14 protein-coding genes are annotated in these 18,566 nt (G+C 72.0%); 4 read left to right on the forward strand and 10 right to left on the reverse strand.

Going from position 1 to position 18,566, the window contains the following annotated elements; genetic code table 11:
* Position 1 precedes the first annotated feature (1 nt).
* Together AB0J87_RS38245 and AB0J87_RS38250 are read right to left on the reverse strand one after the other, a co-directional pair.
* Entirely contained in the window at positions 2 to 400 is a 399-nt protein-coding gene (locus tag AB0J87_RS38245; RefSeq protein ID WP_363973731.1) for a roadblock/LC7 domain-containing protein, read from the reverse strand.
* Entirely contained in the window at positions 397 to 3,210 is a 2,814-nt protein-coding gene (locus AB0J87_RS38250) for a nitrate- and nitrite sensing domain-containing protein (RefSeq protein ID WP_363973733.1), read from the reverse strand. Before AB0J87_RS38250 ends, AB0J87_RS38245 begins: the two co-directional genes overlap by 4 nt.
* Positions 3,211 to 3,524: 314 nt before the next feature.
* Between AB0J87_RS38250 and AB0J87_RS38255 the strand changes: the two genes are divergently transcribed.
* Complete coding sequence (locus tag AB0J87_RS38255) at positions 3,525 to 4,517, forward strand: ABC transporter substrate-binding protein (RefSeq protein WP_363973736.1); 993 nt, start codon at positions 3,525 to 3,527, stop codon at positions 4,515 to 4,517.
* 89 nt (positions 4,518 to 4,606) lie between these two features.
* Here the strand turns inward: AB0J87_RS38255 and AB0J87_RS38260 are convergent, their stop codons facing one another.
* Both AB0J87_RS38260 and AB0J87_RS38265 read right to left on the reverse strand, forming a co-directional pair.
* Positions 4,607 to 6,097 carry a carboxylesterase family protein gene (locus AB0J87_RS38260; protein ID WP_363973739.1) on the reverse strand — a complete coding sequence of 497 codons (1,491 nt, stop codon included), beginning with the start codon at positions 6,095 to 6,097 and terminating at the stop codon, positions 4,607 to 4,609.
* Entirely contained in the window at positions 6,094 to 7,026 is a 933-nt protein-coding gene (locus AB0J87_RS38265) for an MBL fold metallo-hydrolase (protein ID WP_363973741.1), read from the reverse strand. The genes AB0J87_RS38260 and AB0J87_RS38265 overlap by 4 nt, the downstream gene beginning before the upstream one ends.
* A 173-nt stretch (positions 7,027 to 7,199) precedes the next feature.
* On the opposite strand from AB0J87_RS38265, the gene AB0J87_RS38270 reads away from it, so the two are divergent.
* Complete coding sequence (locus AB0J87_RS38270; protein ID WP_363973744.1) at positions 7,200 to 9,908, forward strand: AAA family ATPase; 2,709 nt, start codon at positions 7,200 to 7,202, stop codon at positions 9,906 to 9,908.
* On the opposite strand, the gene AB0J87_RS38275 is transcribed toward AB0J87_RS38270, so the two are convergent.
* A complete protein-coding gene (locus AB0J87_RS38275) occupies positions 9,905 to 11,956 on the reverse strand; it encodes an FUSC family protein (RefSeq protein ID WP_363973747.1) in 2,052 nt (683 codons plus the stop codon). The two genes, AB0J87_RS38270 and AB0J87_RS38275, sit on opposite strands and share 4 nt — an antisense overlap.
* Before the next feature lie 112 nt (positions 11,957 to 12,068).
* On the opposite strand from AB0J87_RS38275, the gene AB0J87_RS38280 reads away from it, so the two are divergent.
* Positions 12,069 to 12,296 (forward strand): hypothetical protein, encoded by a 228-nt coding sequence (locus tag AB0J87_RS38280; protein ID WP_363973750.1) that lies wholly within the window; start codon positions 12,069 to 12,071, stop codon positions 12,294 to 12,296.
* 49 nt (positions 12,297 to 12,345) lie between these two features.
* On the opposite strand, the gene AB0J87_RS38285 is transcribed toward AB0J87_RS38280, so the two are convergent.
* The 3 genes from AB0J87_RS38285 to AB0J87_RS38295 all read right to left on the reverse strand — a co-directional run bounded on the left by AB0J87_RS38285 (position 12,346) and on the right by AB0J87_RS38295 (position 14,997).
* Positions 12,346 to 13,275: a hypothetical protein gene (locus AB0J87_RS38285; protein ID WP_363973753.1), complete on the reverse strand. Its 930-nt coding sequence runs from the start codon at positions 13,273 to 13,275 to the stop codon at positions 12,346 to 12,348.
* 684 nt (positions 13,276 to 13,959) lie between these two features.
* Entirely contained in the window at positions 13,960 to 14,139 is a 180-nt protein-coding gene (locus tag AB0J87_RS38290; protein WP_363973755.1) for a hypothetical protein, read from the reverse strand.
* A gap of 33 nt (positions 14,140 to 14,172) precedes the next feature.
* Positions 14,173 to 14,997, reverse strand: coding sequence for a helix-turn-helix transcriptional regulator (locus tag AB0J87_RS38295; RefSeq protein WP_363973758.1), 825 nt, complete (start codon positions 14,995 to 14,997; stop codon positions 14,173 to 14,175).
* A gap of 172 nt (positions 14,998 to 15,169) precedes the next feature.
* On the opposite strand from AB0J87_RS38295, the gene AB0J87_RS38300 reads away from it, so the two are divergent.
* Positions 15,170 to 16,534 carry a HAMP domain-containing sensor histidine kinase gene (locus AB0J87_RS38300; protein WP_363973761.1) on the forward strand — a complete coding sequence of 455 codons (1,365 nt, stop codon included), beginning with the start codon at positions 15,170 to 15,172 and terminating at the stop codon, positions 16,532 to 16,534.
* Here the strand turns inward: AB0J87_RS38300 and AB0J87_RS38305 are convergent.
* Positions 16,531 to 17,544 carry a nitrilase-related carbon-nitrogen hydrolase gene (locus AB0J87_RS38305; RefSeq protein ID WP_363973763.1) on the reverse strand — a complete coding sequence of 338 codons (1,014 nt, stop codon included), beginning with the start codon at positions 17,542 to 17,544 and terminating at the stop codon, positions 16,531 to 16,533. The genes AB0J87_RS38300 and AB0J87_RS38305 overlap by 4 nt on opposite strands.
* The gene (locus AB0J87_RS38310) at positions 17,541 to 18,470 is read right to left on the reverse strand and encodes a DUF1838 family protein (RefSeq protein WP_363973765.1); all 930 of its coding nucleotides are present in this window, start codon (positions 18,468 to 18,470) and stop codon (positions 17,541 to 17,543) included. Before AB0J87_RS38310 ends, AB0J87_RS38305 begins: the two co-directional genes overlap by 4 nt.
* Positions 18,471 to 18,566: the final 96 nt, after the last annotated feature.

Here is an 18,566-nt window from a genome sequence, read left to right on the forward strand (position 1 = left end):
CTCACCAGGACTGCCGGGCGCGAAGGGCCGGGGTGAGCACCTGTCCGGCCCGGTCGGCCAGGAGCGTCATCTGGTACGCCACCACGCCCATGTCGCAGTCGGGGGTGGCCAGCACGGCCAGGCAGGAGCCGTCGCTGATGGCCACGTTCAGCATGAGCCCGCGCTGCATCTCAATGGCGGTCTGGACGACCGGCCCGCCCTCGAACAGCGTGGCCGCGCCCTGCGTCAGGCTGGCCAGGCCCGAGGCGACGGCGGCCAGTTGCTCGGCGCGTTCGGGCGGGAAACCGGCCGAGACGGCGAGCGGCAACCCGTCGGAGGAGACGACCGCCGCGTGGGCGACGCCGGGGACCGACCGGGCGAAGTCGGTGATCAGCCAGTCGAGATTGCTGTTGCGGGTCATGGGCCTTCCTCGCGGGTCGTGCTCCCTGCATCGAAGGGAGGGATGCTGCGCATGCAGATGTCGTCGCGGGCCGCTCGGAACCCCTGCTGGTAGCTGGCCATGCGGTCGCGGACCTGCTCGGGCGAGATCTGCGGGATGGGGGCGACGCCCTTGGGCACCGAGGGATTGTCGGCGCTGCCGGGCACCAGATTGGCCTTGGGCACGCGCTTGGGCAGGCCGGAGGCGGTGGTGCCGTCGTTGGCCGGGCTGGCGGCGGCCTCGGCCGCGCTCCACCCGGCGTCGGCCTGGGGCGAGCTCCAGGCGCCGTCGGAGGTGTCGTGGTTGAACCAGGCCGACTTCACCGCCGCGAAGATCGGCAGGTAGCCGTCGGGGTCGGGGACGGGCGCGACGCCCAGCCCCGTGCCGAGCGGATCCACGGAGATAGCCCTGGCGGGGACGGCCCCGTTTGGGACCGGGCCGCTCGCGATTGGACCGCTCGCGATCGGGCCCGGCGCCGCGCCACCGAACGCCGGGCTTCCCGGGACCGGGCCTGGGGCCGTGCCGCCGAAGGACGGGCCTCCCGGGACCGGGCCCGGGCCGCCGCGCAGGAGGTCGAAGCGCGCCCTGGCCCCGGGCGTGTCGAACATCCCCGGCCAGATGGAGGCCGCCGACCAGTCTGCCGAGGACGTGTCGGGCCCGGGATCGGTGGCGAACGACGGCCAGTCGGCCGAACCCGTCCCCACGGCCGGCGAGTACGGCCGCGGGGACGGGACCACGGGCGGGGGAGGGGTGACCCAGGAGTCGGAGATGTCGAACGGCCGCCCGAAGGACGCCGCCGGCGTCGGCTGGGCGGGCGGCTGCAGCAGCGCCTCCGGCAGGAACACCGTCGCGGTCAGCCCCTTGGAGTCGTTGAGGTGCAGCTGCACCCGGATGCCGTGGCGGTGGGCCAGCCGGGCGACCACGAACAGCCCCATGCGCCGCGAGACCGACACGTCCACCGTGGGCACGTTGGAGAGGCGCTCGTTGGCCTGCGCCAGTTCGTCGGGGACCATGCCGATGCCGCTGTCGGTGATGGACAGCACGGCGCCGCCGCCCTCGATGGCGGCGGCGGTGACGACGACGGACGTGGTCTGGGGCGAGAACGACAGCGCGTTCTCCACCAGCTCGGCCAGCAGGTGGATGATGTCGTTGACCGCCTGCCCCGAGACGGCGCTGCGGGTGGCGACCCGGGGCGTGACCCGCTCGTAGTTCTCCACCTCCGACAGGCAGGCGCGTACGACGTCGGCCACGCTGACCGGCTTGTTCCAGCGTCTGGGAGGCTCCTGACCGGCCAGGAGCAGCAGGTTCTCGTTGTTGCGCCGCATGCGCGTGGCCAGGTGGTCGAGCGTGAACAGGCTGGCCAGCCGCTGCTCGTCCTGCTCGCCCCGCTCCAGTCCGTCGATGAGCTTGATCTGCCGCTGCACCAGGGTCTGGCTGCGCCTGGACAGGCTGACGAACATGGCGTTGACGTTGGCGCGCAGCCTGGACTCCTCGCCGGCCAGCCGGACGGCCTCGCGGTGGACCTCGTCGAAGGCCCGCGCGACCTCGCCGACCTCGTCCAGGGAGTCGACCCCGATGGGCGGGATGGCCACAGTGGTCTCGTCGCCGGCCTCGTGCAGCGAGCGCACGGTCCGGGGCAGGCGTACCCCGGCGATGTGCAGGGCCTCGGTGCGCAGCCGGCGCAGCGGCCTGACCAGCGACTGGGCCATGATGGCGGTGACCATCAGGACCGCGAGCAGCAGCAGGAGGCTGTAGGTGGCGGCCAGCAGCGCGTCGCGGCGCGCGGAGTCCTGCAGCGTGCGGCTCTGCACGTTGATCGACTCGCCGAGCCGCCGCTGGACGGTCCACATGCCGTCCACGGTGCCGCTGATCGCCTCGAACCAGCGCTCGGCGTCGTCCTCGCGGCCCGGGTCGAGATCGACCCGGCCGCCCTCGGTGACCTGGGCCAGCGCGCGCAGCCTGATCGCCTCGGCGCGGTCCACCAGCGTGCCGGTGACGGTGTCGTCGTAGGTCTGCAGCTGGTCCAGCGTGGCCACCGACCTGAACACGGCGATCTCGCTCTCCTGCTGGGCCCGTGCGGCCATGAAGCGTTCGAGCTCGCCGCTCTGGAAGCGGCCCGCCGAGGCCACCGCGGCGAGCAGGCCGCGCTGCTGCGAGGCGGCGTCGTGCGCCTTGGACAGGGCCGCCAGCGCGCGGACGCTGTTGCCCAGGGCCTCCTGGTCGCCGCCCTGGGCGATCTGGTCGTGGAACTGCTGGAAGGCGTTGATGATCTGGGAGTACTTGGTCAGCGCCGGCAGCGCGAGCAACTGGGTGGACTGCACGATGCCGCGGGTCGCGGGGATCTCCGGCAGGCGGCTGATCATCTGCTGGGTGATGGTCCAGGCGCTCTCGCCGTGGTCGGGGGTGATCGCCTGGGCCTTCGCGCGTACGGTGGCGACCGCCTCGTCGACGGGGGCGAACTGCCTGCGCAGCGGCTCCGCGCGCGCGGCCGAACGGCCGGTGGCCACGAAGTAGACCGCGAGGTCGCGCTCGCGGGCGAGCTGGTGGGTCAACTCGATGACGGTGTCACCGAGCTCGGCCTTCTCCAGCACGCGCTGGTACTGGCCCGCCGCGGCCCACGAGGTGATCACCTGCTGGGCTCCGAGCACGACGCCCACCCCGGTGGGGATGAGGATCAGGGCGACGAGACGCGCCCGCACCCGCCAGTCACGCAGTCGCAGCCTGCGCTTCTGCCTCCTGCGGACGTGCGCTAATCGGGGGCGAGGGCGGCGCGCGGTCGGTTGCTTCGTCACTGGCTCCCCACTCTGTCGCCTGAACGCACGCCGGCATGCGAGGCGCGTGATGCGCGCCACGAGACGAAGAGCAATTTGAGCACACACCGACGAGGTAGGCCAACCTTACAAAGACCATGACTTCCATTGGAATGGCCGATTGACCTGGAATCCCTCCTATCTGCCCAAGGTTGCCAGAAATAGGACACTTTTGGACAACCCGTAATGTTCCACCGAGTCATGACTCATGACATTTCATGGCAATTGCCGCAGATCCTGCTGTACGATCACCGGCGGCCTTTCGGATGCGTGGACTCGCCAAGGAGAAACCCTCAATGGAATCCGGTTCTGCTTTTCGCGCGTTCCTGGCGTTCCTGGCCGCCGCCGCCCTCGCCGGGTGCGGCGGCGGCAGCACTCTCGCGGCGAACCCGGGCGCGCCGGGAGACCTGGAGAAGACCGCGCTGACCATCGGCGTCAGCCCCACTCCCTCCTCGGCACCGGTGTTCATCGCCGATCGCAAGGGCTTCTTCAAGGCCGAGGGCCTGACCGTCAAGACGGAGATCATCCAGGCCCCGCAGCAGGTCATGCCGAAGATCCTCAACGGCGGCATCGACATATTCAAGGGCAGCTACGTCTCCCTCATCAACATCCAGGGCAGCGGTGCCGCCAAATTGAAGATCCTTTCAGACACTTTGCAGGGCGCGCCCGGCATCGCCGGCGTCGTGGTACGCAAGGACTCCCCGCTGCAGACCCCCAAAGACCTCAAAGGCAAGACGATCGCGGTCAACTCCCTGAACAACCTGGGCACCATGTCCATGAGCGCCCATTTGAAGGCGTATGAAGTAACGCCGAAACAGGTGAAGTTCGTCGCCATCGATTTCCAGGCACAGCTGGGCGCGCTGACGAGCGAGAAGGTGGACGCGGCCTGGATGGTGGAGCCGTTCCTGTCGGCCGCCCAGCAGGCCGGCGCCCGGCTGCTGCTCGACACCAACACCGGCCCGACCGACGCGCTGCCGATCGACGGCTGGGCCGGCACGGCGGAGTGGGTGAGCAAGCACCCGAAGACCACCGCCGCCTTCCAGCGCGCGGTCGCCAAGGCCCAGCGCCTGGCCGCCACCAACCGCGCCGAGCTGGCCGAGGTCGTCCCGCTCTACACGCAGACGCCCAAGCAGGCGGTGATGACCATGGCGATGGGCACCTTCCCGACCTCGCTGAACCCCAAGCGGATCCAGCGGGTGGCCGACCTGATGTACGAGTTCGGCTACCTGAAGTCCAAGGTTGACGTGGCCTCCATGGTCGTCCCCGAACCCGTTCCGCAACCCGGTTAGCCGCGCCGGCCGACCCCTCGACGATCAGCTCGCGGCGGCCCCAGCCGGGCGCGGTGCCCGCGAACTGCATGCATCCCGGGCCGATGGGGTCAGAGCCACGCCTGAAGCTCCTCGCCGTGCGGGTCGTCCACCAGGCTCCATTCCGCGTCGATGCGCATGGTGGCCCGGCGGCCGGTGTCGTAGCGGTCCCAGCCGGGGTCGCCGGTCGTGGCGAAGGAGACCCAGGCGGCATGCATGCGGGCGGCCGCCTCCGCGGGCGGTTCGTCCGGCCCGAGCAGGGCCTCGGGACCGCGCAGCCGGGGCAGCCCGGTGACGTCGAAGACGAACGGCAGCTCCACAGCGTGGGTGGCACCCAGTTCGCCGCCCAGAGCGTTCGAGCGCCACGCGAATGAGTAGCGGTAAGTGGCGGCGTCCGCGCGTCCCGCGTGCGCGTCGGCCAGGCGCCGGCTGCCCACGCCGAACAGGGCGTCGCCCATGATGGCCGAGCGCAGTTCCCCGAAGGACGCCTCCGGCCTGGCCTTGCGGTAGGTCTCGACGAGGTGGGCCGGATCCGGGTGCGAGCGGGCCGCGGCAGCGTCCACGTCCGCCGCGGTCGACGTGGACAGGCTCCCGAACGGCGCCAGATAGAGGTTGCCTTCCTCCGTGTTGGTGCCCACCAGCAGGTCCACCCCCGCGCCGCGGCCCGCGGCGACCGCCTCGGCCGGTTGCCGGTCGAGCACGACGCTGAATGCGCTGAGCCCGATGAGCGGGTCCGTGTGGGGCTCGGTCCGCAGGTCGATGCCCGACAGTTCGGATACGACCTCGACGAGCCGCTGGTCGGGGACGCCGGCGAAGGCGGCGGCGTGCGGCTCGATCCCCAGGGCGCGGGCCGCGGCGCGGGTCACGCGGGCGGCCTGCTCGGACGTGAAGGCGCCCAGACCGCTGCCGCTCTGCACGATCGCGCGCCGGAACAACCCCTCGGCCTGCGGCGCGGCCAGCACACCGCCCACGATCGTGGCGCCCGCGGACTGGCCGAACAGCGTGACGCGGCCGGGGTCGCCGCCGAACGCGGCGATGTTCTCCCGCACCCAGCGCAGGGCGGCGATCACGTCGAGCAGGCCCCGGTTGGCGGGCGCCCCGGGCAGGTCGAGGAAACCCGCGACGCCCAGCCGGTAGTTCAGCGTCACCAGGACGGCCCCGTCGCGGGCGAAGGCGGCGCCGTCGTAGATCTCGGACCGGGTGGATCCCGCCACGAACCCGCCGCCGTGCACGAACACCATCACGGGCAGCCGCGCGCCGCCGGCTTCCGGCGTCCACACGTTGACGGTCAGGAAGTCCTCGCCGGGGATCCAGCCCGGCCCGAAGTACGGGGTCATGTCCACGCTGCCGAGCCTGCGTTCGGCTTGCGGCGCGGTCGGACCCGGCGTGGTGGCGTCCCGCACGCCGTCCCAAGGGGCGTGCGGCCTTGGGGCGGCGAATCGGGCGGCGTCCACCGGTGGAGCGGCGTAGGGGATGTTCAGGAAGACGCTCGTCCCGTCGCGGCGCAGGCCCCGTACGGCGCCCTGCGCGGTGACGGCGGCGTCTCGCGTACGGTGGTTCATCGAGCGTCCTCCAGGCTCTCGGCGTGCGGTGCGAACGGCGCCCAGCCCTCGATGGCGAACCCGCTCCCTTCGCGGCGCACCTCGGCGGCCCCCTGCCCGCCCAGGTGTGCGGGGACGACCAGGGCGTTGCGGTCGGCGGCCCAGCCGAGCACCCTGCGGCGGGTCGCGCGGGCCCCGGCCGGGTCCTCGCAGAAGCAGCTGTTCGTGTCGGGCTCCACGAACTGCACGGGGCTGTGCAGCAGGTCGCCGACGAACACCGCGCGGTCCGCACCCGATTCGAGGACCACCACGGAGGACCCGGGGGTGTGACCGGGCGCGGGCTCCAGGCGCAGGTTGGCGTCGATCGTGTACGAGTCCTCCCACAGCGTGGTCAGGCCCGCCTCGTGGACGGGGGCGACGCTGTCCTCGAACACGTTCTGGTTGCCCCGGCCGAGCAGCGGCTTGTGCTCGTTCGCCGGGTTCCAGAAGTCGAAGTCGGCCTTGGGCATGAGGTAGGTGGCGTTGGGGAAGGTCGGCACCCAGGCCCGGCCGTCCAGGTAGGTGTTCCAGCCGACGTGGTCCACGTGGAGGTGGGTGTTCACCACGAGGTCGACGTCCTCGGGCCGTACGCCGGCGCGGGCCAGGTTGTCCAGGAAGCCGGTGTCGAGGCGGCTCCACACCGGCGAGTAGGGCCGTTCCTTGTGGTTGCCGACCCCGGTGTCGATGAGGATGTTCCGGCCCTCGCTACGCAGCAGCCAGGTCTGGATCGCGGCGTTGACGATCCGCGTCTCAGGGTCCACGAAGTGCGGCTCCAGCCAGGAGGCGTGCTCCTCCCAGGCGCGTGGCGAGCTCTCCGGGAAGAACGTCCCGGGCGTCATCGCGACGGGTCCGTAGAACTCCCACACCCGAGTGACCGTGACGTCACCCAGGGTGATCTGATCGGTGATCATGAGTATTCCTTGATCGATGAGTGGTGGTGAACGCGGTGGAAGCCGCCGCCCGTCCATCGTGCGCCGCCGCCCCGTTCGAGCGGTATGCGACAGGTGACTGCATCTGCCGTCCGGCACCCGTTGCTACGGTGACAAGGAAGCGGTACGGACCTGCGTTTTCCCGAGGGAGGCCCATGGACGAGCGGGTGCCGCGCGACCCGATCATCGGGCGGGACGCCGAGATCGAGCGGCTCTCCGCCCTCGTGGCCGACGGGTCCGGCGGCGGACGCGTCCTGCTCCTGTCCGGAGCCGAGGGGACGGGCAAGAGCACCCTGCTGGAGGAAGCGGTCCGCCGCGCCGAGGCGGCAGGCCACCGGGTGCTGCGCGCGACCGGCCACGGATCCGAGAGGGACCTGGCCTTCGCGGGACTCCACCAGCTCCTGCGGCCGGTGCTGCACGAGGCGGCCGGCCTGCCGGACAGGCAGCGCCTGGCGCTGCTGGGGGCTTTCGGCTTCGCGCCCGACGCCCCCGACCCCCTGCTGACAGGCGTCGCGGTCCTGACCCTCCTGTCCCAGGTCGCCGAGCGGGCGCCCCTCCTGGTCGTGCTCGACGACGCCCAGTGGATCGACTCCGCCTCCGCCGCCGTCCTCGCCTTCGCCGCCCGGCGGCTGGACGCCGACCCGGTTGCCGTGCTGGTCGCCGCACGCGACGGCGATCCCGGCCTCGACCGGGATTTCCCGACGCTCAGGCTGGGCCCGCTCGACGACGTGGCGTCCCGGCGGCTGCTCGACCTGCACTCGCCCGGCCTGACGGGAAGGATCAGGAAACGCGTCCTCGACCAGGCCGCGGGGAATCCGCTGGCCCTGCTCGAGCTGGCCGAACACGCTCGTCCCGAGCTCGACGATCATGGTCCGCCGCCGGTCGGCGAGCGCCTGGAGGACGTCTACGCCGCCCGGCTGACAGAGCTGCCGGAAGCCGGCCGGCGCGCCCTGCTGCTGCTGGCCGCCGCCGATGTGGAGGACCCCCCGGACGCCGTCCTGGCGCTGCTGCCCGACGCCGACGACAAAGCCTGGCCCGCGCTCGAAGAGTCCGGGCTGATCCGCCGGGCGGGCCGGCACCCACGGTTCCGCCACCCGCTGATCCGTTCCGCGGTCTACCACGCCGCGTCGTTCGACGCCCGGATGGCGGCCCACCGCGCGCTGGCCGACGCCCTGCGCGACGAACCGGACCGCCGTGCCTGGCATCTCGCCGCCGCGACCCTCCACCCGGATGCCGACGTGTCGGCGGCCCTGGAGCACACGGCCGGTAGGGCGCGTCGGCGAGGTGGCTACGCGGCGGCGGCCAAGGCGCTGGCCCGCGCGGCGGAGCTGCGTCCCGGACGCGACGAGGGTGCCCGGCTGCTCGCGGACGCGGCCGGCCTGGCCGTCTTCACCGGGGACCTGTCCTGGGTGCGGGAACTGGCCGATCGGGCCCGCGACCGTACCGACGACCCGGCCGTGATCGCCGCGGCCTCCCTGCACGTCGGCCGGCTGGCCGCGCTGACCAGGCAGCACGGCACCGCTTTCGCCGACCTGGCCGCGATCGCCGACGACCTGGCCGCCACGCGTCCGGACACCGCGCTGGACGCGCTCGCCACCGCCGCCGTGCTGCGCTTCTACTCCGGCGAGGAGTCCCAACGGCGGGAGATCGACCGGATCCTGCCCCGCCTGCCCGCCGGACCGCTGCGGGACTGGGTGCGGATCGTGTCGGACCCGTTCGGCGGCGGGCGCGAGCTCGTGCCCCGGCTGCCGGACCTGATCGCCGCGGCCGGGGACCGTCCGGAACGGCGGACCGCGCTCGCCGTCGCGGCCTGGGTGCTGGATGAGCTGCCGCTGGCCGTCCGTACGTTCGAGGAGGCCGTACAGTCGTGGCGCGCCGCGGGACCGCTACCCGACGGGATGGGCGGCGTCGTCGCGCTCGCCTACTTCGAGTACGGCCACTGGGAACAGGCCCGGACGGTGTGCGCGAAACTCGCCGAGCTGTCCGTCGCGGCCGGGCTCGCCCACGCCGTCGCGTGCGCGCGCGCCGTCGACGCGATGGTCCAGGCCTCCCACGGAGACGCCGCGGGTGCCCGCGCACTCGCCGAGGAGGCGCTGAGCCTGGTGAACCCGTTGGAGAGCCGGTCGGTCGCCATCTACGCGCGCCGCGCCCTGGCCGTCGCCGCCCTGGCCGAGGGCGATTACGAGGCGGCCTACGAGCACGCGCGGATGGTGTTCGACGCCGACGGCGACCCCGTCCACTACCACGCCTCCTACCCGGCGCTGCCGGAGCTCGCCGCGTCTGCCGCGCGCGGCGGGCACCACGCCGAAGCCGTCGAGATCGTCGAGCGCTCGGCCCGCGCTCTCGCGCGCGGAGGCTCGCCCCGCCTGCGGGCCCTGGTCCACCGCAGCCGCGCGCTGCTCGCCGAGCCCGGCCACGCCGAGCCCGACTTCCTGGCCGCCCTGGCCGACCCGGCCCTGGAACGCTGGCCCTTCGAGCGCGCGCAGGCGCTGCTGGAGTACGCCGAATGGCTGCGCCGCCGACGCCGCATCGCCGAGGCGCGGCCGTACCTCAGCACCGCGTACGACATCTTCCGCCGCCTCGGCGCACGCCCGTGGACGGAACGCGCGCAGGCCGAGCTGCGGGCGGCCGGTCTGGACGTCGACACCCCGGACCCCGACGCCTTCGCCGGACTCTCCCCGCAACAGCAGCAGATCGTCCGGCTCGCCGCCCGTGGGCTGACCAACCGGGAGATCGGTGAACGCCTCTTCCTTTCGCCGCGCACCGTCGGCTCCCACCTCTACCGCACCTTTCCCAAGCTGGGTGTCACCGCCCGCTCGCAGCTGCGCGACGTGCTGGAGACGGGGACCCGCACGACCGGCTAACGCGCCGGGCACCCGATGCGGGACCCGCCGAGAGCCCCCGCGAGCTCGGTCGTCGCCTCGTCCAGGCGTTCCAGGTGAAACAGTTCGCGGTGCGCCGCGGAGGAGGTGCGATCGCCGCCCCACCGGCGCTCGGCGGCGAGCCGCGCCAGCGTGCGGCGGCCATCGTGACAGGGGATCGCGGGCCACCCGCCCGCCTCCACCAGGGCGATCGTCCGGTCAAGCGTGGCCCGGATGCGCTCGACGGCACGCACCTCGCACCCCGCTTCGCCCAGCTGAACCGCTGGTTCGGCGGTCATGGCGGCGAGGCTGCGGGCGTGATAGGCACACGACTCCAGCAGCGCGAGCAGGCGGTGGGCATGGGCACGCCGGGTGCGGCGCGGGTTCAGCGGGTGGGTCAGCGGACGAAGCGAACCGCGCAGCTCCTCGATGGCCCCGTCCAGCTCGCGGAGGTCGAACAGCGCGCCCCCTTCCCGTACGCGCGTCCGCCGGAGGACCCGCAACACCTCGAGCAACCGCGCCGCGCCGGCCCGGCCCGCGGTGGTGGGCAGCACGAGCGTCCCCATGAGCACCCCGCACAGCGCCCCGAGGACGGTCTCCTGGACGCGCAGCGCGAGGAGCTCGGCCGAGAAGGTGCCGAGCAGGACGAACATCATGGCGATCAGGCAGGTGACGAAGAAGGTGACCGCCCAGTACGCACGCGGCGGGGTGCGGAAGATCCCGTAGACACAGACCAGCGACACACAGAGCGCCGGCAGGACGCCGCCCCCGCCCGCGGCGGCGAGCACCGGCCCGCACACCACGCCCAGGACGGTGCCCAGCAGCCGCTGGAAGCCCTGGACCAGGATCTCCTGGGAGCTCTCGGTGTTGACGAAGACGACCCACGCGGTGAGCACGGCCCAGTACCAGCGCTCGGAGGACAGCAGCTCCCCGAGCACGACGGCGATCGCCCCTGCCGCGGCGGCCTGGACGGCCTGCCGCGTCGTGACCCGCCTCAGCCCGCGAGGGCTGGTACGAGGTGGCTGCCCGCCGTCTCCCAGCCGGTACGGGGCGCCGTCGACCAGCCGGAGTCCGGCCACGGCCCGCGTCAGCTCGCCGATCGCGTGACGCACGTCGGGGAAGGGGTCAGGAGCGCCCCCGAGGTGCCGGTCGACCCGGTCGTGGTCCGTGTCACGAGGGCGCATGAGCTGGTCGTGGACATCCTGCAGCTCCGCGACCAGCTGCTCCCGGGCGCGTGCGCACGCCGGCCCGGCCGAGGCGGAACGGACGATCAGCACGGCCAGCCGCTGCGCGGCCACCTCGGCCTGCGCGACCCGCCTCAGCACCCGGTTCGCGGAGGGCTCCCACGACTGCTCGGCCACGTCCTGGTCCAGGAGGTCCGCGATCAGCAGCGCGTCACGGTGCAGCCGGGCGACCCGGCGTTCCAGCGACCGCGCAAGGCGGGCGTCGTCCCGTCCCGCCCGCATCACCTCGATCGCTCCGAGCACGACGTGTCCCAGGTGCGTGTGGAAGGCCCGCCTCAGCCGTCGCAGCGTCCTCGCGGGTCCCGTCCGCAGCAGGCCGAAGCGCACCAGCGCATGGGCGGCGAAGCCCACGCCCACGGCGGCGTACAAGCCGGGCAGATCACTCACCCGCGCGTCCAGGAACTGGGTCAGGAAATACGCCATGAAGGCGAAGATCCCAAGCGCCTGGCCCCGCGGCCCGTACCGGCGGATGTACACCGCCCAGAAGATCAGCACAACGAAGACGCCCTCGGCCATCACGGGAAAGGGCGCCAGCGCACCGCCCGCGGGCAGCACGGCGAACACCAGGGGAACGGCCGCGACGACCACGAAGACCTGATCCCGCGCAGAGCCGTCGCCGATGGCCAGCGCAGCGGTGAAGGGGGCGAAGCAGCCGGCGACGAGGAACGGGGCGGGCATGTCCAGGAAGGCCAGGACCGCCAGGGCGAGCGCGATGCCCGCGACGGCCGCGAGCGCGGTCGTCGAACGCATGAGCCCGGGGTCGCGGACCGCGAGGCGATCCCACGCACGCCGGAGTTGAATGCCCATCGGTTTCCTCGAGGTTGTCCGGTTCTCCGGGCCATCATGCGGACGTGCGGCCCCGCCGGGGTATCGGACGCATGACTGCACTTCAGCCCGGCTACCGCGCAGCCTGATGAATATGATGATCACCATGGGCCGTGCGGCGGGCGAGGACAGGACGGCGCCTCACAGCCGGTCCCCGAAGACGCACCAGCCGGACGACATCGAGTTCCGCCTGCTGGGGCCGGTCGGGCTCTGGGCGGGTGACACGTTCGTCGGCCCTGCCACCCCGCAACAGCGCTCGGTGCTGGCGCTCGAAAGCAGTGAGGTGCCCGAGACTCCGCAGGCGATCCGACGGCGGCACTGAGCTTTCAACGTCTCGACTCGACCAGACTGCGGCGCGCGGGACAGGCGGCTCACTGGACGCTCCAGGCCTCCTTGCGCGGAGGATAGGCGAAGGTCTGCGTCTCGGCCCAGTCTTCCCCGACGACGCGGTAGTCGTGCGCGGCTTCGCTCGCGGTGTGATGGCGGCCGATGTCGACCGTGTCGGCGGTCGACCAGACACCGTTGACCTGGTGCTGCACGGTGTAGAGAAACTCGTTGAAGCCCGAGGGGGACACGCACGTGTTGACGATGGTGAGCGAGCGTCGCCCCGTCGTCAGATCCGGCGGGAGGGCGACGATCTGGTTTCGCCACTTGTAGATGCCGTCCTCAAGCAGCGGTCGCCATTCCGCGGCCGGGGTCCCGTTGACGCTGATGGTGGCACGTTGCAGACCGACGCCCGCATCCAGCCGGCGGATCAGCCGTACGCCCGTATTGGCCGGGTCGACGGTCACGGTGAACCGGCTCCACCCTCCACGGGGGAACGCACGACCGTCGTCGCTGACGATGTGGGCGGGATTGACGATGTGGTCGGGCACCTCTTCGGAGGCGCCGCGTTGCGGCGTCGCCCGCTGGGCGATGACGACGCTCAGGATCACCGCGGCTGTCAGCACGGTCACCGCTGTGAGCAGGGCGGCTCGGCGCCGACGCCGGCCGGCGGCACGGGCCGTCCCCGTGGTGCCCGGTACGGTCATGGCCTGGGCGGCGATCTCCGTGGACCCGGGGGGCAGCTGATTGACCCGCACCCGCTCCCACGCCCGTTCCCACGCCGGGAGCTGATGGTCGGGGACGCGGCAGCCCCGGAGGAACGCCACCATCACCGCCTTCTTGGGGAAGCGCCGACCGGCCAGCATGTCGGCGCAGGTAGAGCGGGGCAGCCGCGTTCCGCCCGCCCTGTCCGCCCGCGTCTGAAGCTCCCGAAGTGACACGTCGGCCCGCGCGAACTGCTCGGCCAGCAGTTTCACCAGGTCCTCGTGACACGTCACCGACTCCGGCCCGCCCTCGGGCCGAGGATCTTGGTCGCCTTGAGGGGCCTCGCTCATCGTTCCCGGACCCTGTCCTCTCCTGACCGGGCCGTTCGGCCTCGCCTGCTGCGACAGACAGTGTACGGGTGATTGCTCGGCGTGTCCGAGCTCGGCCGAGTCTGGCCGAGTTCCTGTTGGACACCCGCCGGGGTGGGTTTCGCTGTCGTCCACCGGCGGTGATCGGGCGAGCACACCCGGTCCCGCCACGAGAACACGCCCGAACACAGGAGACCACCATGCACGCAGGTCGCGGACTCGCCGGGATGCTCGCGGACGTGGGTCAGCGGATTTCCTCGTCGTCGGTTTCCGGGCAGGGGTCTTCGCGGCGGTCAGGCCGGTGGCGGTGTAGACGTCGTGGCGTGGGACGGGCCGGTTGTTGCGCCGCCCGAGTGGTCGTCCCGGTCCTGGCCGGAAAGGTTTCGGTGCCCGGGCCGGACCGGTCCAGCTGCCACATCCGGTCCACCTCGACGGGACCACCACAGCCACACCGGCTTCGGGATCGCCCCGCCGGCAGATGGCCCATCTCCAGGCGGATCACGGTGCCCTCGATCATCGGCAGCTCAGCCGAATCGGCCCAGGCCGCACGGCCGATGAGAAAGGTTGAAGATCAAGCGGGACCGTGTTTCATGAGGCGTTGAGCCACTGGTTGATCGCGGCGATGATGACGACGGCTTCGTAGCGTACGGTGAGCTCGTCGTAACGGGTTGCCATGCCGCGGTTGCCTTCGAGCAGGTTGATGCCGCATTCCACGGCGTGGCGCAGCCGGTAGAGCGCGGGGAGGACAGCCCGTGCGCCGCGGCCCACCCGTCCGGGGACGACAGCCGTTGAAGAGCGATCTCAGCCACGGACGGGCGCGGCGAGGCTGCCCAGCAGTTTCAGCGCCTGCTCCGAAGGGCTGCCCGGCTGGGCGAGCAAAGTGATGAGCTGTAGGCCGTCGGAGCCGTTCACCGAGAAGACCTCGCAGGTCAGCTCCAGTTCCCCGACCTCCCGGTGGCACATGCGCTTGACCTCGGCCACCTTGGGCGAGACGTCGTGGCGGGCCCACAGCCTCCGGAAGTCGGAGCTCTTGACGGACAACTCTCCCACGAGCTCGGTCAGGCGGGGGTCGTCGAGCTGCGACCCGGCGACGAGGCGCAGGTGGGCGACCTTGGAACGGGCCGACTTCTCCCACTCGGGATAGAACTCGCGGGCCGCGGGATCCAGGAAGATCATGCGGAGCAGGTTGTCGCGGTCCTCGAACCCGCCGTACAGGGCGTCGGCGAGGGAGTTCGCGGCGAGGATGTTCATGAGGTCGTCGCAGATCAGCGCGGGCGTGACGGGCCAGCCGCCGATCAGCGTGCGCAGCGCAGGGCTGACCCGCCGGGCCGGCGACCGCCGGGGCTGGAGCATGGGATGGGCCAGTGCGTGCATGTGGGCCGTGGCCTCGAGAGTCAGCCCGAACACCTGGGCAAGGGCTCCGAGCACGCGCTCGGACGGGTGGCGCTCCCTGCCCTGTTCGAGGCGGATGTAGTAATCCGTGCTGACGTGGGCCAGCATCGCCACCTCCTCGCGCCGCAACCCCGGGGTCCGGCGCGGGCCCCCGTCGAGGAGCCCCGCCTGCGCGGGAGTCATGACCTCTCTCCGTGCGCGCAGGAACTCGCCCAACAACTTAGTGCTGTCCATTTAAGTACGATATGTCGGGATTTGAGCGCCAGGGTGGGCGTGTCACTACCAGGCTGAGACGGCATCGCCGCATCCGTCGGCATTCATCCAGGTATGCGAATTTCCTGGGTGTCACGCGCCTACCCTCCTCAGCATCGTCCCGCCTTACCGTCGCAGTGACGGAAAGGAAACGATGACCGTGATCCCTCGCCCCCGGTCCATCCGAGCGCGCTGTACCGTGGCCGCGTCGCTGCTCGCCCTGGTCGCGCTGGCCGTGGTGGGCGTCACCTCCTCGCTGGCCATCCGCTACCGCATCCAGGACGACGCCTTCAACCGGGTCGAACAGGTCGCCAGCCGGTGGAGTGCGGCGGCCCGCGCCGGCACGATCCCCAAGGTGATACCCACCTCGGGCGACCTGGCTCTCATTCAGCTGGTCGACGCGCGCGGCCGGGTCCTCGCCGCCAGCCACTCCGCCCTCGCGCGCTCGGCGCTGAGCACACTGCGACCGCCCGTCGACGATCGCGTCCAGCGGCGGAGCGATGGGTGCCGCCTCCTGGTGGCCATCCGGATCACCACGGCGGCCGGCGCCCAGGTCGTGCTGGCGGAGCGCCGGGAGCCGGCCCTGCTGCGCGGCCACAACCTGGAGTACGCGCTCACGGCGGCGGCCCTCGTCCTCCTCGCGATCGTCTCCTGGACCTCCTGGAGAACGGTGGGCCGCACGCTGCGGCCGGTCGAGGCGATCCGCGTGCGCCTGGCCGAGATCACCGTCAGCGACCTCAGCCTGAGCATCCCCGTGCCGCCGGGCGACGACGAGGTCGCCATGCTCGTCCGTACCGCCAACCAGACCCTGGACCGGCTCGACGAGGCGGTGGCGCAGCAGCGCAGGTTCGCCTCCAGCACGTCGCACGAGCTCAGGAACCCGATCGCCGGCCTGCGGGCGCAACTGGAGGAGGCGCTGCTCCACCCCGGCGAGATCGATCCGCACAAGACCATCCGCTCGGCCCTGTCGGTCACCGACCGGCTCGACGCCATCGTCGGCGACCTGCTGGCGCTCGCGCGGCTCGGGGCCGGCGACCCGGCGCCGCCCGAGCTCATCGACCTCGGGCGGCTGGTGAGCCAGGAGGCGCCGCGCGCGGGCCGCGTGCCCGTACGCGTCCACGCGGCCTCGGACGTCTGGGTCCGCGGGTCCCGCATCCAGCTCGCCCGGCTGCTCGCCAACCTGGTGAGCAACGCGATCCGGCACGCCGGCAGCGCCGTGGACGTCCTCGTGGCAGCCTCGGACGGCGAGGCCGTGGTGACGGTGGCGGACGACGGCGCCGGCATCGCGCCCGCCGACCGCGAGCGGATCTTCGAGCGGTTCACCCGCCTCGACGACGCCCGCCACCGCGACGCCGGCGGCAGCGGGCTCGGCCTGGCCATCTCCCGCGACATCGCCCAGAGCCATGGCGGGACGCTCAAGGTCGAGGATGCGCCGCGCGGCGCCAGCTTCGTCCTGCGGCTCCCGCTGCTCGACCCCCCTCCGGTCGATCAGACGGAACGCGTGAGCGCTGTCGCCTAGTAGCCGCCCGGGCCGTACAGGCGCTCGATCGCCTCGACCTGCCGGGCGGCGAACCAGGCCCGATCGCGCGCGCCCTGCGACAGCCCGCCGGGCCGCTCGCCGTCGTGCCTGGCGTACTCCTCGGCCCACAGCCCCGTCTTCACCCTGCTCAGCAGGTTGCCCATGCCGGGCCGCCGCCGCAGCCGGCGCAGCGCGCCCATGTCCAGCTCGGCGGCGGCCACCAGCGACTCGCCCGCGCCCGCCTGGGCGAGCACGCGTCCCTGGTGGTCGAGGACCTCCGAGCCGCCGTTGGTGGAGTCGCCGGGGATCGGGATGCCTCTCAGGCCGCCGCTGTTGGCCGAGACCACGTAGGCCAGGTTCTCGGCGGCCCTGGCGCGGCGGGCGATCGCCTTCGGGGTCAGCGCCGGTGAGGAGGCCTCGGAGGTGGGGTGGCAGAAGATCTCGGCGCCGCGCAGGGCCAGCGCGCGGGCCAGCTCGGGCATGAGGATCTCCTCCGAGGCCAGCACCGCCAGGTTGCCGATCTCGGTACGGGCCACCGGCAGCACCCCGTCGATGCCGTAGACCTCCAGGTAGCGCTCCCACACGTCGTACGGGCTCGGCGTGAACATCGAGTGCAGCCTGCGGTAGCGCAGGACCGGCGCACCCTGCGGGGAGAGGATCACCGACGCCTGGAAGTACAGCTCGGGGAAGTGCTCGTCGCGCTCATAGGCGTTCACGCACAGGTAGACCTCGTGCCGGGCGGCGATCCCGGCCAGCGCCTCGTACTCCGGGCCGCCGGGGTCGAGCGCGGCCTTGTCGCGCCACTCGGCGAAGCTCTCGCGCATCGGGAAGCCGGTCAGCACGTACTCGGGCAGCACCACCAGGCGCAGATCGCGGCCGAGCCAGGCCTTGCTGCCGCCGACCTGCTCGCCGATCCGCTCGATGGCGGCGCGGATGGCGGTCCTCGGGTCGGCGGCGGCGTTGACGGCCCTGGTCTCCATCTGGAGCGCCAGGGCCGTGTAGGCGGTCACGAGCGCCCGTTGGCCGCACACCAGCCAGACCAGGTGGTGGCGCCCTTGCCGAGCTGCTTGTTGTAGAAGGAGCTCCAGGAGTTCTCGCTGGCGCCGGGCGCGGTGGGGGCGGCCGTGAAGAGCGGGTGGTTCGCCTCGACCTCGGCGCGCAGCCACGGCTCGATCTCGGCGTAGGAGCTCAGGGACCAGCTGCGGGCGTGGTAGGTGAGCTGGCCGCGTACGTCGCTCTCGGCCAGGCACATGAACGGCGCCCACGGGCTCGTCCGCGCCCAGCTGATCTTCGTCTCCATGGCCCCGGAGGGGACGGTGCCCGGAACGGTCCTGACGGCCGCCTCGCGCTCGTCCACGGAGAAGTCGAACATCTCCTGGGCCGCGTACACGCCGCCCACCAGGCCGAACCGCTCGCCGAGCGCGGTGCCGAAGTCGGAGCGTACGGGGATGTCACTGGTCCACACGTTCTCATCATGCAACTGGCGCACCGGCGGGCCCACGTAGGCGGAGGTGATGTTGAACGGGCCGAAGTTCACCGCGTCGTTGTTGATGGGGATGACCGGATAGGTCTTCTGGTCGATCGGGTTCTTCCATTCCCGCAGGACCCGCGTGGGATCGGCGGGGTCGGTGTAGAAGACGATCTCACGGGAGAGCTGGTAGACCTGCGTCGTGTCCGGCACCCGGTACAGGCGCCTGATGTTGTAGCCCTCGATGTTGAACAGTTTCTGCCCGTGCCGCATCGCCGGGTCCAGGCTGTTGCCCTCGATGTTGGCGTACACGCTGCCGGAGATCCGGAAGACCATGTCCTTGCCGTCGGGACGGCCGAAGGTCTGGAGCGAGAGCAGGCCGTTCCGATCGGTGACCGTCTTGTAGACCGGTCCCGGATATGTCGGGTCGGCGGGCTTGTCGTCGGCCGCGGCGCCCGGAGCGGTCACGCTCAGGAAGAGGGCCGCAAGGGCTAAAGACCGGAGGATATTGCGCTTGACCATGGGTCCGCTCCGAACACTTAGGCGAGTGAGCGAGCCCAATGT

Source organism: Nonomuraea sp. NPDC049625 (assembly GCF_040675285.1).
GTDB lineage: Bacteria > Actinomycetota > Actinomycetes > Streptosporangiales > Streptosporangiaceae > Nonomuraea > Nonomuraea angiospora_A.

Excerpts from the sequence above, each read along its gene's own strand:
- AB0J87_RS38295 (WP_363973758.1), bottom strand. The coding sequence starts at position 14,997 with ATGGACAGCACTAAGTTGTTGGGCGAGTTCCTGCGCGCACGGAGAGAG.
- AB0J87_RS38270 (WP_363973744.1), top strand. The coding sequence starts at position 7,200 with ATGGACGAGCGGGTGCCGCGCGACCCGATCATCGGGCGGGACGCCGAG.
- AB0J87_RS38260 (WP_363973739.1), bottom strand. The coding sequence starts at position 6,097 with ATGAACCACCGTACGCGAGACGCCGCCGTCACCGCGCAGGGCGCCGTA.
- AB0J87_RS38255 (WP_363973736.1), top strand. The coding sequence starts at position 3,525 with ATGGAATCCGGTTCTGCTTTTCGCGCGTTCCTGGCGTTCCTGGCCGCC.
- AB0J87_RS38265 (WP_363973741.1), bottom strand. The coding sequence starts at position 7,026 with ATGATCACCGATCAGATCACCCTGGGTGACGTCACGGTCACTCGGGTG.
- AB0J87_RS38245 (WP_363973731.1), bottom strand. The coding sequence starts at position 400 with ATGACCCGCAACAGCAATCTCGACTGGCTGATCACCGACTTCGCCCGG.
- AB0J87_RS38275 (WP_363973747.1), bottom strand. The coding sequence starts at position 11,956 with ATGGGCATTCAACTCCGGCGTGCGTGGGATCGCCTCGCGGTCCGCGAC.
- AB0J87_RS38280 (WP_363973750.1), top strand. The coding sequence starts at position 12,069 with ATGATGATCACCATGGGCCGTGCGGCGGGCGAGGACAGGACGGCGCCT.
- AB0J87_RS38300 (WP_363973761.1), top strand. The coding sequence starts at position 15,170 with ATGACCGTGATCCCTCGCCCCCGGTCCATCCGAGCGCGCTGTACCGTG.